The organism is Phenylobacterium sp. (assembly GCF_013822795.1).
In the GTDB taxonomy this organism is placed as follows: Bacteria; Pseudomonadota; Alphaproteobacteria; order Caulobacterales; family Caulobacteraceae; genus Phenylobacterium.
Genome location: NZ_PNLB01000004.1, coordinates 141614 through 153704 on the forward strand (window position 1 = coordinate 141614; position 12091 = coordinate 153704).

General features: G+C 68.5%; 13 protein-coding genes and 1 other RNA gene. 3 read left to right on the forward strand and 11 right to left on the reverse strand.

Annotated elements, in window-relative coordinates; genetic code table 11:
- Positions 1-4 precede the first annotated feature (4 nt).
- From C0481_RS05095 to ssrA, 8 genes are all read right to left on the reverse strand, one after another.
- Positions 5-655 (reverse strand): flagellar assembly protein FliH, encoded by a 651-nt coding sequence (locus C0481_RS05095; protein WP_293401312.1) that lies wholly within the window; start codon positions 653-655, stop codon positions 5-7.
- A complete protein-coding gene (fliG, locus tag C0481_RS05100) occupies positions 655-1680 on the reverse strand; it encodes a flagellar motor switch protein FliG (RefSeq protein ID WP_293401314.1) in 1026 nt (341 codons plus the stop codon). The genes C0481_RS05095 and fliG overlap by 1 nt, the downstream gene beginning before the upstream one ends.
- Positions 1677-3320, reverse strand: coding sequence for a flagellar basal-body MS-ring/collar protein FliF (fliF, locus tag C0481_RS05105; RefSeq protein ID WP_293401316.1), 1644 nt, complete (start codon positions 3318-3320; stop codon positions 1677-1679). Before fliF ends, fliG begins: the two co-directional genes overlap by 4 nt.
- A 151-nt stretch (positions 3321-3471) precedes the next feature.
- Positions 3472-5688 carry a serine hydrolase domain-containing protein gene (locus C0481_RS05110; RefSeq protein ID WP_293401318.1) on the reverse strand — a complete coding sequence of 739 codons (2217 nt, stop codon included), beginning with the start codon at positions 5686-5688 and terminating at the stop codon, positions 3472-3474.
- Between the two features lie 110 nt (positions 5689-5798).
- Positions 5799-6581, reverse strand: a complete 783-nt coding sequence (locus tag C0481_RS05115) for a C13 family peptidase (RefSeq protein WP_293401320.1) — start codon at positions 6579-6581, stop codon at positions 5799-5801.
- A gap of 1 nt (position 6582) precedes the next feature.
- Entirely contained in the window at positions 6583-7050 is a 468-nt protein-coding gene (locus C0481_RS05120) for a PaaI family thioesterase (RefSeq protein WP_293401322.1), read from the reverse strand.
- 10 nt (positions 7051-7060) lie between these two features.
- Complete coding sequence (locus tag C0481_RS05125) at positions 7061-7552, reverse strand: SspB family protein (RefSeq protein ID WP_293401324.1); 492 nt, start codon at positions 7550-7552, stop codon at positions 7061-7063.
- Between the two features lie 108 nt (positions 7553-7660).
- Positions 7661-8024, reverse strand: a transfer-messenger RNA (tmRNA) gene (gene ssrA / locus C0481_RS05130).
- A gap of 153 nt (positions 8025-8177) precedes the next feature.
- On the opposite strand from ssrA, the gene C0481_RS05135 reads away from it, so the two are divergent.
- The gene (locus C0481_RS05135) at positions 8178-8744 is read left to right on the forward strand and encodes a septation protein IspZ (protein WP_293401326.1); all 567 of its coding nucleotides are present in this window, start codon (positions 8178-8180) and stop codon (positions 8742-8744) included.
- Here C0481_RS05135 and C0481_RS05140 read toward each other — a convergent pair.
- Entirely contained in the window at positions 8741-9181 is a 441-nt protein-coding gene (locus C0481_RS05140; RefSeq protein ID WP_293401328.1) for a universal stress protein, read from the reverse strand. The two genes, C0481_RS05135 and C0481_RS05140, sit on opposite strands and share 4 nt — an antisense overlap.
- Positions 9182-9425: 244 nt before the next feature.
- Between C0481_RS05140 and C0481_RS05145 the strand changes: the two genes are divergently transcribed.
- On the forward strand, positions 9426-10079 hold the full coding sequence (locus C0481_RS05145) for an aquaporin (protein WP_293401330.1): 654 nt from the start codon (positions 9426-9428) through the stop codon (positions 10077-10079).
- On the opposite strand, the gene C0481_RS05150 is transcribed toward C0481_RS05145, so the two are convergent.
- Together C0481_RS05150 and ilvN are read right to left on the reverse strand one after the other, a co-directional pair.
- On the reverse strand, positions 10063-10965 hold the full coding sequence (locus C0481_RS05150; protein WP_293401332.1) for a hypothetical protein: 903 nt from the start codon (positions 10963-10965) through the stop codon (positions 10063-10065). The two genes, C0481_RS05145 and C0481_RS05150, sit on opposite strands and share 17 nt — an antisense overlap.
- Positions 10966-10978: 13 nt before the next feature.
- Positions 10979-11527 (reverse strand): acetolactate synthase small subunit, encoded by a 549-nt coding sequence (gene ilvN / locus C0481_RS05155; protein WP_293401334.1) that lies wholly within the window; start codon positions 11525-11527, stop codon positions 10979-10981.
- Positions 11528-11702: 175 nt separating this feature from the next.
- On the opposite strand from ilvN, the gene C0481_RS05160 reads away from it, so the two are divergent.
- Positions 11703-12062 (forward strand): nuclear transport factor 2 family protein, encoded by a 360-nt coding sequence (locus tag C0481_RS05160; protein WP_293401336.1) that lies wholly within the window; start codon positions 11703-11705, stop codon positions 12060-12062.
- The last annotated feature ends 29 nt before the right edge of the window (positions 12063-12091 follow it).

Below are 12091 nucleotides of genomic sequence, written 5' to 3' on the forward strand. Positions count from 1 at the left end.
GCGGTCAGCTTTCGCTTCCGGGAATGAGGGGTTCGGCGTGCAGACCTTCGGCGGCCAACGCCGCTTGAAGCGCAGCGGCCACGCGCGCCGCGGCAGCGGCGGGGTCGAAGGCGGCCGCGCCGTCGCCGAAATCGAGGGTGAAGGCGGCGGGGCCGACGGCGGGGGCCGGGCGGACCTGAATGGCGCCGGGGTAGCCGATCGCCTGGGCGGTTTGTTCAAGCGCCGCCTGGGCGCCTTCGGCCAGGTCGGCGCCGACGCTGACGATCAGCCGCGGCGCGGCTTCGATTTCGCGGGCCAGGTTCTCGAGCGCGGCCTGGATCGGCGCTTCGGGGAACTTGGCGAGCGCGGCGTCGGCGATCGCGCGGGCGCAAGCCAGCGCCAGTTCCGCCGAGCCGACGCGATGCTCGTGGGCGACGCCGGCCAGCCGCGGCAGGGCCTGACCGACGCTGGCGGCGATCTGCGACAGGGCCTGGGCCTGCAGCGCGGCCATCGAGGCCAGGGCCTGGCGCTCGCCCTCGGCGAAGGCCTGGGTGCGCAGGACCTCTACCTCTTCGGCGGGGAACAGGCGCTTGGGACGCTGAGCGGCGTAGGCGACGTCTCCGGCGTTGTCGAACACCGTGTCGAAGCCGAATTTCTGGTGAGGGGGGCTGGTCATCAGTAGATCAGCTCATCATCGCCGCCGGCGCCGGCCAGCATGATCTCGCCCTTGGCGGCCAGGTCCTTGGCGACCTGGACCATGGCCATCTGGGCCTGGTCGACGTCGCGCAGGCGCACTGGGCCCATGCCCTCCATGTCCTCGCGCATGATCTTGGCGGCGCGCTCGGACATATTGGAGAAGAACATTTCGCGCAGGGAGTCGGACGCGCCTTTGAGCGCCAGACCCAGCTGGTCCTTCTCGACGTTACGCAGCAGGGTCTGGACGCCGCCCGGATCGAGCTTCGACAGGTCTTCGAACACGAACATCAGAGCGCGGATGCGCTCGGCGCTCTCGCGGTTGCGCTCTTCCAGGGCGGCGATGAAGCGGGCCTCGGTCTGACGGTCGAAGGCGTTGAAGATGTCCGCCATCATCTCGTGGCTGTCGCGCTTGGAGGTCCGCGCCAGGTTGGACATGAACTCGGTGCGCAGGGTCTGCTCGATCTTGTCGAGGATCTCCCGCTGCACAGGCTCCATGCGCAGCATGCGGGTGACGCACTCCAGTGCGAAGTCCTCGGGCAGGGCGGCCAGCACGCGGGCGGCGTGGTCTGACTTCACCTTCGACAGCACGACGGCGACGGTCTGCGGGTATTCGTTCTTCAGGTAGTTGGCGAGCACCGCCTCGTTCACGTTGCCCAGCTTGTCCCACATGGTTCGGCCGGCGGGACCGCGGATCTCCTCCATGAGGGAGTCGACTTTGTCGGGCGGCAGGAAGGCCTGCAGCAGGCGCTGGGTCTGCTCGAACGAGCCCATGATCGCGCCGGCGCCGGACATGCCGGATATGAAGTCGACCAGCAGCTGCTCGACGGCGCTGGACGAGACGGTGCCGAGGCCGGCCATCGCTTGGGAGATCTCCTTGATCTCCTCCTCGTCGAGGTGCTCCCAGATCGTCTTGTGCTCTTCGCCGAGCGCAAGCAGCACGACCGCCGCGCGCTCGGGACCGCTGAGCTTCGATGCGTCGTTGATGGACTTCACGCGGCTGCTCATGTCGTTTCGTGGAGCCAGCTACGCAGCAGCGAGACGGACTCTTCTGGGTGTGTCTCGACGAACTCCGAGACGCGCTTCACCGAGGAGGCCTTCACCTGGCCCTCGATGCGGGCGATGTCGATGCGCTGCTCCAGCTCGTTGCCCGGACCGGGCAGGGCCAGCGCCTGGCCGGTGGCCGGATCGACCTGGATCTGCATCGGCTGGCCGTCGGCGGTGGTCACCAGCCGGGTGATGGGCGGGCCGCCGGCCAGGGCGGGCATGCCGCCGCCGCTCGACGGCTTCAGCAGCGGGCGGACCACGAAGAAGATCAGCAGCACTGCGACGAGGCCGAGGATGGCGATCTCGACGGCGCGCATGATGTCGTTCTTGTCGAAGCCCATCAGCGGGTTGGTCGCCTCGACGCCGCCCTCGGCGTCGGCGGTCGGGAAGCGGACGTTGACGACGGTGACCTGGTCGCCGCGGTCGGCGTTGAAGCCGACGGCGGTGCGGACCAGCTGCTCGATGCGCTGCATCTCCTCGGCCGTGCGCGGGGTGTAGGCGCCAGGCTTGCCGTCCTGCCCCGGGGCAGTCGCGCCGTCGACGGCCACGGCGACCGACAGGCGCTTCATGTCGCCCGGTTCCTGGACCTCGGTGCGAACGGTCTTGGAGATTTCGTAGTTGGTGGTCGATTCCGTGCGGCCGCTGGCGGACTGGTTCATGGCCTCGCCGTTGGCGCCGACGCCGCCGGGGATGTTGGCGCTGGCCGACACCGCGCCGTTGGCGTCGGGTTGGTTCTCGCGCGAGGTCTCTTCGTTGGTGGTCTCCGAGCGGACGACCTGACCGTCGGGGTCGAAGGTTTCCTGCTGAACGGTGACGCGGGCCAGGTTGAGGTCGGCGGTGACGTTGACCCGCGCCTTGCCGGGGCCGACGACGCCCTCGACCAGCTTGGTGACGGTCTTGGCGATGCGCTGCTCGACGTCGCTGCGGCGGCCGTCGGCGGCCTGGGCGCCGAAGCCGTCTTCACCGGCCGAGAGCGTCTTGGCGTGTTGGTCGACGACGGTCACGCGGCCCGGCTTCAGGTTCGGCACCGCGCTGGAGACCAGGTTCTGGATCGCCTGCACCTGATCGGACGACGGCGCGCGGCCGCCGACGCCGATGGTGACCGCCGCGGAGGGCTGCTCGGCCTCTTCCTCGAACAGTTGGCGCTTGGGCAGCACCAGGTGGACGCGGGCCGAGGTGACGCCGTCCAGCCCCTGGATCGTGCGGGCGAGTTCGCCTTCCAGCGCGCGCTGGCGGTTCAGCTGTTGGACGAAGTCGGTCTGGCCGAGGGCGTTGGCCTCGTCGAAGATCTCGTAGCCGACCGAGCCGGAGGTCGGCAGGCCCTTGGACGACAGCATCAGGCGTGTCGAGGCGACCTGGTCGCGCGGCACCATGATGGTCGAGCCGTCGCCCTTGACCTCGTACTTCACGCCCGCCTGGTCGAGAGCGGTGGTGATCGAGCCCGCTTCCTTCAGGTCCAGGTTCGAATAGAGCAGGGCCTTGGGCTCGCCCAGGTTCATCGTGAGGGCGATCAGCGCAGCGGCGACGCCGACCCCGATCCCGAGGATGGCCGCCAGTCGTCCAATTCCGAACCTCTGCAGGGCGGCGACGAAGTTGTTCAACGCGGGCGTCCTTCCCGGGGTACGCGGGACGGACGCTCACTCGCCCGCCGCTAGGCAGGATTTACCCAGTGCTTGGTAAACGACGCGTTTACATTTGGGGCGTTAACGCCTCAATTCGTGGAAGAATCTTGTTCTCTATGGTTGAGAAAAATCAACCACTCCAAGGGGTAAGCGCTCCCCAGAGGCCAAGCAGCACCGTGAAGACGCCATAGAGCAGGGCGGTAAAGGTAAACGCGCCCTTGCGCAGGGCGGTCCACGAATCAACTCGCCGCCCACCGCGCCAGATCGCCGGCATCAGGATCAGCCCGCCCAGGGTCAGGGCCGCAGCGACCAGCACACAGGCCGAGGCGATGATCAGCGTGGCGCCCGGCCAGCGGTACATGACGTTGGCGATATCGGCGGCGCTCGCCGCCCAGGCGCCGAACAGGGCCAGGGCGGTCAGCCACAGCACCGCCTGGGTGGTTTGCAGCAGGCTGGCCTGGCGTTGAATCGCGGTCTCGCGGAAGTCGCGACGGTTGCGCAGGAAGAGGCCGCCGATCGTGGCCAGCGCCGCCAGGCCGACGAGGATCGCGGCGCCGGCGAGGACGCCAGGGCGTTTCCAGAAGCCGGTCCGCTCGTAGGTCTGATCGCCGCCGGCGTTTTGGAAGCTGTGCGCCCGGCCGCCGTCGATGGCGAAGGCCAGGTGGTCGGCGCCGGTGGCGGAGATGAAGCGGCCTTCCGACAGATCGCCTTGCGGGACGAAGCGCTTGGTCTTGCCGTTAGACGTGACCAGCAGGTAGCCGTCAGGCGTCACGCTCACCGATGCGCCGCCGATCATCAGGCCGACCATCCCCTCCAGGCCGCGATAGGCGCGGCGGGAGCCGACATAGTAGCCGGCGAAGTCGCCGCCGCGCTCGACCAGCGCGCGCGAACCCTTGCGGGGGAAGGCTTCGGGGGCGACGTAGAACTGCTGCACGACGTTCCCGGCCAGACCGATGGCCAGGTCGCCGCCGGTGTCGGTGTTGGTGCTGATGAACACCCCGAGGTTCAGGTCGGGGATCACCACCATGTTCGACAGGAACGACAGGGTGCCGCCGGAATGGCCGAACCCGACCCGGCCGCCCGGCAAGGCGTATTCGACGAAGCCATGCCGCCAGCCGTTGATCCCGGGCGCGGTCTTGCGGATCGGGGTGTTGAAGGCTTTAGCCGCGCCGGGGCCGTAGATGACGGCACCGTCCAGCGTGCCGCCGTTCAGCAGCAGCTGCATGTAGCGGGCCATGTCGGCGGCGGTGGACGAGGCCGAGCCGGCCGGCGCCACCTGACTGATATACTCGAACGGGCGGGCGACGTAGCCGCCGGGGGTCCAGCGATAGCCCTCGGAGATGTTTTCGCCCAGGCGCTCTGGGATCGCCCCGGGGATGCCGGCCTTGGGCGGATGCGGCTCGCGGAAGCTGGTGTTGTTCATACGCGCAGGCAGGAGGATGCGCTCTTCGATCAGCCGTTCGAACGGCTTGCCAGCGACATAGGACACCGCCTGGCCCGCCAGGGCCGCGCCGTAGTTGGAGTAGGCCGAGGCCGAGCCTGGCGCGCGCACGCGGCGGGGCCGCTCCTGGCGCAGATAGTCGGCCATGGGGCGCACGCGGTCGAAATTGCGTTCGAACAGGTGGCCGAGCGCGCGGTCCTCGAAGCCCGGCGAGTGGTCCATGAGGTTGATCACCCGGACCGGCGTGCGGAAGCCCTGGTCGCGGATCTGCAGGCGCTCGGGCAGGTAGAGATTGACCGGCGCGTCCTGGCGGATCCGCCCGGCCTCGACCTCGTTCATCAGCGCGATCCAGGTGAAGGTCTTGGAGATCGAACCGATGCGGAACAGGGTCTGGTCTGGATCAACCTTGCGAGCCGGAGACAGGCTGGCCAGGCCGTAGCCCTTTTTCAGCACCACCTGGCCGTTCTGCACGACCGAGACCGTGACCCCGGCGATATGGTCGCGGGCCATGGCGCTGCGCACCACGCCGTCGACGTAGGCCTCGAGCTCCGCAGCGGGAATTGTCTCACCGGGCGCCAGGCGCGCCCCGGACGGCGCGGCCGGCAAGGCTGCAGCGGCGGTCAGCGGCGCTCCCGGGGCCGCTGTCGCGGCCGTTGCGACCGTCGCAGCGACGGCGGCGGGGGCTGCCGCGGCGGCCGGCCGCGAAGCCGGGCGCGGGCGCTGCGGGCGCTGGAGGCTGGTGTAGGGGACCGGGCCACGCGGGTTGACCGCGGCGGGCGCCGTGGCCGGCGGAGGGCTGGCGGCGGGGGGCGAAGCGGGGGCCGACTGGGCCGTCTCCTGGGCCGTCGCGGCAGTGGCCGCGCAGGCGAAGGCGGCGGCGAAGACAGCCTTGAAGATCAAACGCATGGTTGATTACCCGCTGGCCCCTGTTGCCCCACGATTCCTCTTGTAGGGCGCCTGGCGCGCGGGGCGCTAGAGCGGTTGCAGCCTGCGACGATCAGGCCGTGGATCGCTGTTCAATCACCGCCCGGCGGACCGGTGGGAAAGGCGTAGAGCGGCAGCATCGGGCGCAGCTCGCCGCCGATCCAGATCTGGGGTTCGGAGGGCGGCCGCATGCCCTCGGCGATCTCGCGCAAGGCGACGCAGCTCTTCACCGCGTTGGCGAGGGCGGCGAAGTCGCGGACCGCCGGGCTCGACTTCAGCACGCAGTCGTCGAAGAACGGATAGACGTTGTCCTCGCCGCACCCAAACGAGGTCCGGTCGGGCCGCGCGGCGGTTAGGATCATACGGTTGGGATGCGCCAGCGGCCGCACGAACACGCCCGAGAAGCAGGCCGACATGATCACCACGGTCGGGCGGCTCTGGCAGGTGGTGTCAAGGATCCGCCGGAGCAGGCCGGGCGTGAGGATCTGCTGGTCGACCACCACCCCTTGCGGCGCGCCGTGCGAGGTGAAGTAGACGAGGCACCCGGACTTGGTCTTGGCCGACAGGTCGTTCAGCGAGCGGTAGATCGCCACCGTCTCCGACTTCAGCGGCTTGTCCTTGTAGCGCTCGGGCCGGACCGAGAACTGGACGATGTTGTCGCGGGAAAAGCCGAGCCGCTGCAACTCCTTGGACACGTCGCGGCGGGCGTTGTCGAAGGCCTCGGTCGGGCCGCCGCCCGCGCCATGAAAGTCGCCGGCGATGACCACCGCGGCCCAGTCGCCGAACGTCCCGGTCTGGGCTGCCGCTACGGAAGGCGCCGCCATGGCCAAGGCCCAAATGAAAAACGCGCCGACGATGCCAGCGCGTTTCAACATGTCAGCTCTTGTACCGCTGGAAGGGCGTGGGCACCGCCGTTCCCGTTGCCTTCGCTAGGAGCCGGCCGTCGGCGTCGTAGAGCTCCCCCTCGGTGAAGGCGATGGTGCGGCCCCATTTGGCGACCTTGCCGATTCCCTTGAGCTTTCCAGGCGCCGCCGGCCGGAAGAAGGTGGTCTTCATCTCGGCGGTGGGGGCGACGTGGGTCATGCCCGAGGCGACCATGCAGGCCACCGACATGCACTCGTCGAGCATGGCGCAGAGATAGCCGCCTTGGATCTGCTTCATCGGGTTGAGCAGCAGTTCCGGCTTGGCGTCGAACTCGACCTCGACCGACTTCTCGGCCTGACTGACCGCAACGATCCGGAAGCCTAGGGTCTGAGACCCGGTCGGCTGGTTCTTCGAGCGCTGGAAGCGCGCCAGGATGGCTTCGTCCGTCAGGACTTCGGGTTCGGCGGCGACATCGGTCATCTGGGCGCGGTCACTTTTTGCGAAAGGTGTCGAGCGAGACCACGTTCGGCGCATTGGGATCGGTCGGTTCGGCCGGATCCGATGCTGCGGGCGGTTCGGCCGCGGCCGGCGATAGCGTCGCGGTGGCCGTCGGCGCTTCGAACTGCAGCAGGAACTGGACGCTGGGGTCGTAGAAGCGGGTCACCGCCGCATACGGCACCGAGACGCGCTTGGGCTGGCCGCCGAACTTCAGGGTCACCGAGAAGAAGGTCTCGCCGGGCGCCAGGTCCCAGTACTGGTGCTGCAGGACGATGGTCATCTCGTCGGGGTACTTCGACAGCAGATCGTTGGGGCCCGAGACGCCCGGCGCCTCGGTTTTGAACGTGATGTAGAAGTGGTGCGCGCCCGGCAGGCCTTCCGGCGCCGCAGCTCGCTTCAACGCGGCCTTCACCACGCCGCGCAGGGCCTCCTGGGCCATGGCTTCGTAGTGCATCTGATCTTGGGCCGGCGGGTCTTGGGCCATCGAAACTCCGGGGGTACTGAACGTGGTGCGGAGGGTAGCGTTTCGGCGTGCGGGCGCAAGGCGGCTCTCGCCGTAGGCGGCGTTGAATCGCAGGATAGGTCAGGTGAAGGTGGAGGGGTTCTGTTGCAAGGCCCCCTCCGGGCCCCGCCTAGCGCTGCTAAGACGCTAGGAGTTTAGGTCGAAATCTATCGAACCGCTTACGCGGCCAGACGGACTTCTTCAGCGAAGTTATCGTTCGCATTTAGTTTAAAGCCCGAAACGGTGGGCCAAGCCGAGAGAAAGCAACACCTTTAGACGTCTGTCGATGCTGATCGGCCCCATGCTTTCCGGCGATAACGACCGGGGAAGATTGGTGGAGCCGCCGGGAATCGCACCCGGGTCCAGTCCGCTTATTACGTGCGCGTTTATCTCCATAGTCAGGGCGAACCCCGACACCGCCAATATAGGGGCTGCGCGCCGGTTTTAGAAGGACTTCCGGCCGCGGAACGGTGGATGACCGTTCGCGAAGCGCGAACCGACAGGTGGATTTCGCGAACGACCGCGCTGGCTGCGCGGGCGGGTTCGTCGGTCGCCAGCCACGGCCGCTAGGCTCTGCGCACGCTTTCAACGCCTGGAGTTTCCGCCCGTGAGCCCGCTCGTCTACGCCGCCCGCCCGATTCTGATCGACATGGCCGCGACCCTGGTCTTCTACGCCTTCCTCGCCGCCACCGGCGACGTGGCGCTCGCCACCGGCGTGGGCATCGCGCTGGGCGTGGCGCAGGTGGCGGTGATGAAGCTGCGGGGGCGCAAGATCGCGGCCATGCAGTGGACCGCGCTGGCGCTGGTGGTGATCATGGGCGGGGCCACCCTGATCACCCACGACGCGCGGTTCGTGCTGTTCAAGGCGAGCATCGTCTATGCGGCGATCGGGGCGGCGATGCTCGAGCGCGGCTGGATGGGCCGCTACATGCCGCCGGTCGCGCAGGGGCGTATCCCGGCGTCCTATGTGAACGGAGCCGGATACGTCTGGGCGGGGCTGATGTTCGTCAGCGGGCTGCTGAACCTGGGCCTGACCTTGCTGGCCGACCCCAAGCTGACGGCCAGCATCATGACGCTGTGGGCGCCGGGGTCGAAGCTGGCCCTGTTCGCCGCGCAGTACCTGCTGTTCAGGTCGGTTGCGCGGCGCAATCTGGCGGCCGGCGTGAGCGTCTAACGGACGACCAGCACCGGGACCGGCGCGTGGCTGAGCACCTCGGAGGTCTGGCTGCCCAGGATCAGACGGCCCAGGCCGCGGCGGCCGTGCGAGGCCATGACGATCACATCGACGCCCTGCGACTTTGCGGTTTCGATGATCGCCTCGGCCGGCGGCGAGTTCGGCACATGCAGCGTCTTGGCGGCGACCCCAGCCTTGTCGGCCTCGGCCTTGGCCAGGCCGAGCACGCGGTCGGCGAACTCTTTCTGGATCTCGTCATAGTTCCCCATCTCGGTCGGGACCCAGCCGCCGGCGGCGCTGGCATAGACCGGAAATGGCTCGGTGACGGTTATCAGGGTGACCTGCGCACCCAGCGCCTTGGCGAGGGCCAGGCCTTGATCGACGCCCTTCTGGGCGACTTCGGAGCCGTCGGTGGAGATGAGGACGTGCTTGTACATTTTGTCTCCATGCACTGGGCCGGGCCGCGTCAGCTGCGACCCAATCGAGTATTCGCTTCTGAACTGCGCAGTTCCAATTCCGCGAAACTACATAGGTTGCACGCGGGCCCGCATTCTAACAGCCAGGCTTGACGCGGGTCAGCCGCTGGGCGCTCAACTCTGAGTGAGCATCCCCGTGTTCGTAGAGCGACGCTATCTCAAGCTTCAACCATGGGTTAGCCTCCGCTCAAACGGGAGGCATCTCATGCAGAAGTTTGTAGCTGAATTCATCGGTACGCTTACGCTTGTGCTCTTCGGGTGCGGCGCCGCCGTCTTGGGCGGCGACAACGTCGGCCAACTGGGCATCGCCCTGGCCTTCGGCTTCGCGATCGTCGCGATGGCCTACGGGATCGGCTCGATCTCCGGCTGCCACGTCAATCCGGCGGTCAGCTTGGCGGTGTTCATCGCCGGGCGGATGAACGCCCGCGACCTCGTTCTCTACTGGATCGCGCAGTTTCTCGGGGCGCTGGTCGGCGCCGGCATACTGGCGGCCATCGCCGGCACGGCCGGGGGCCTGGGCCAGAACGGCTGGGGGCCGGGCTACAACGGCGAATTCAGCATGCAGTCGGCGCTGATCTTCGAGGTGGTGATGACCGCCCTGTTCGTCATCGTCATCCTCGGCTCGACGTCGACGGCGGCCCCAGCTGGCTTTGCGGGCCTGGCCATCGGCATCACGCTGGCCGTCATCCACATCGTCGGCATCCAGGTCACCGGCGTCTCCGTGAACCCCGCGCGGAGCTTCGGGCCGGCGGTGCTGGTCGGCGGCCAGGCGCTGTCGCAGCTCTGGCTGTTCTTCGTCGCCCCCGCGATCGGGGCGATCATCGGCGGGGCGATCTATCGCCTCAACGTTCTGCGCTAGGCGAAGGCGGAGCCGCCGGCTCGTCCTCGGGCGGCGGCGGCTCTGCGAAGCTCGGCGGCTGGGCGCGGGCGTTGGGCGAGGGCTTCAGCATCCCGCCCGCGGCGATCAGGTCGCGATAGGCGGTCCGTGCGGCCGAGTAGTCAGCGCCGCCCGGATAGATCACGTCGATGCGCGGCTCGTGGCCGAGAGCCAGGCCGAGCACGGTCTCCAGCACGTCGGCCGCCTGGCCGATCTCGGCGCTGTCGCAGGCGCGGCGCACGGCGCGCACCTGGCCGGGCTGGGCCAGGGTCAGATCATACGACGTGCCGTCGACGCACAGCGCGTCGGCGGCGCCGGAGCTCTCCACCACTCGGACCTCGCGCGGCGAACTCCAGAGCGGATCCTGGGCCAGGGCGGTCAGCCGCGCCGCCGCGTCCGGCGGCGCCTCGACGTCGAAGCCCACGCGTCGGGCGATGCCTGGTTCGCAGCAGCCAAGGCCGGCGCGGGCTTGGATGAAGGCTTTGCCGTCACGGCGCACGATGGCGCGCACCAGGGTCTGGCGCGTCGAGGTCGCCGGCCGGACCGCGACCTCGATGATCAGCTCGCCCGATCGCAGCACCTGGTTCTGCAGGGGCGGCAGCCCCCACAGCCGGTAGAGCAGGGGATCATAACCGTTGGCGACGATCAGCGGCCGCTCGCCGCGGGACGGCCGACGACCGCCGAGCGGATCGGCGGTCTCGTCGGGCTTGGGGCGCTTGTCGTCCCACCAGGATTTCGGATCGGGATCGGGCCAGGGCCAGTCGAGGACCGGCCCCGGCGGCGATGGTCGCGGCGCGGCCTGGGCCTGGGCCAAGGCCGGCGCGGGCAGGAAGGCGAGGGCGAGAATGGTCGCGGCGATGCGGACCATCTGATCCTCCCTCCTACATGGCGTCGGGGCCCCGGGTGATGGAAAGCACGCCGGTGCGCGACAGTTCCACCAAGCCGAGCGGGCGCATCAGCTCGATGAACTTGTCAATCTTCGACGAGGCGCCGGTCAGTTCGAAGATGAAGCTGTCGATGGTGGTGTCGAGCACCTTGGCGCGGAAGATATCGGCGATGCGCAGAGCTTCGACGCGGTCGGGACCGGTCCCCTTGACCTTGACCAGGGCCAGCTCGCGCTCCAGGCCGTTGGGGTCGCGGGTCACGTCCTGGACGTGGCGGGTGGCGACCATCTTTTCCAGCTGGGCCTCGATCTGCTCGAGCACGTGCGGGGCGCCGCGGGTGACGATGGTGACGCGGCTGGTGTGGGCCCGGCGGTCGGTCTCGGCGACGGTCAGGCTCTCGATGTTGTAGCCGCGGGCCGCGAACAGCCCGACCAGCCGGTGCAGCACGCCGGGCTCGTTCTCGACCAGGATCGCGAAGGTGGCCAGGTTCTCGGCTTCCTCGGCGTGGCTGAGGTCGTAGACGGAGGCGGGCTGGGCGTCGGACATGCGGGGCTCTCTAAACGTCGGTCGCCGAGCAGGTGTCACATGCGCGCGCGGGGGGCAAGCCGCGACTGCGGAACGAGCGTGAACAAGTCATGAACATTTCACTTGCGAAGAACGCCGTTTGGTGAAGTGAATGCCGCGCCGGGCACTGCGCCCGAACCCCCTGGAGCTGACAGTCATGAGCACCCAAGAGATCGCCGACGATCTGGTCGCCCTCTGCAAGGCCGGCAAGTTCGACGAGGCGGGAGAGAAGTACTGGGCCGACGACGTGCTGAGCGTCGAGGCCGCGCCCGGCGACATGGCGCAGATGCGCGGCAAGGAGGCCCTGCGCGGCAAGGGCGAGTGGTGGGCGAGCGCCCACGAGGTGCATTCGACGGAGGTCGAGGGGCCCTATGTGAACGGCGACCAGTTCGTGGTGCGGTTCAAGATGGACCTGACGCAGAAGGAATCCGGAAACCGGATCCAGATGGACGAGGTCGGCGTCTACACGATCAAGAACGGCAAGATCGCCGAGGAGCGTTTCTTCTACGGAAGCTGACGAGGCGGGCGGCGCCAGGTGACCCTCGG

Bases quoted from the DNA above. Each gene is read 5' to 3' on its own strand.
- C0481_RS05110 (WP_293401318.1), bottom strand. From the start codon at position 5,688: ATGCGTTTGATCTTCAAGGCTGTCTTCGCCGCCGCCTTCGCCTGCGCG.
- C0481_RS05125 (WP_293401324.1), bottom strand. From the start codon at position 7,552: ATGGCCCAAGACCCGCCGGCCCAAGATCAGATGCACTACGAAGCCATG.
- C0481_RS05120 (WP_293401322.1), bottom strand. From the start codon at position 7,050: ATGACCGATGTCGCCGCCGAACCCGAAGTCCTGACGGACGAAGCCATC.
- fliG (WP_293401314.1), bottom strand. From the start codon at position 1,680: ATGAGCAGCCGCGTGAAGTCCATCAACGACGCATCGAAGCTCAGCGGT.
- C0481_RS05095 (WP_293401312.1), bottom strand. From the start codon at position 655: ATGACCAGCCCCCCTCACCAGAAATTCGGCTTCGACACGGTGTTCGAC.
- ilvN (WP_293401334.1), bottom strand. From the start codon at position 11,527: ATGTCCGACGCCCAGCCCGCCTCCGTCTACGACCTCAGCCACGCCGAG.
- C0481_RS05150 (WP_293401332.1), bottom strand. From the start codon at position 10,965: ATGGTCCGCATCGCCGCGACCATTCTCGCCCTCGCCTTCCTGCCCGCG.
- C0481_RS05140 (WP_293401328.1), bottom strand. From the start codon at position 9,181: ATGTACAAGCACGTCCTCATCTCCACCGACGGCTCCGAAGTCGCCCAG.
- C0481_RS05145 (WP_293401330.1), top strand. From the start codon at position 9,426: ATGCAGAAGTTTGTAGCTGAATTCATCGGTACGCTTACGCTTGTGCTC.
- C0481_RS05160 (WP_293401336.1), top strand. From the start codon at position 11,703: ATGAGCACCCAAGAGATCGCCGACGATCTGGTCGCCCTCTGCAAGGCC.
- C0481_RS05115 (WP_293401320.1), bottom strand. From the start codon at position 6,581: ATGTTGAAACGCGCTGGCATCGTCGGCGCGTTTTTCATTTGGGCCTTG.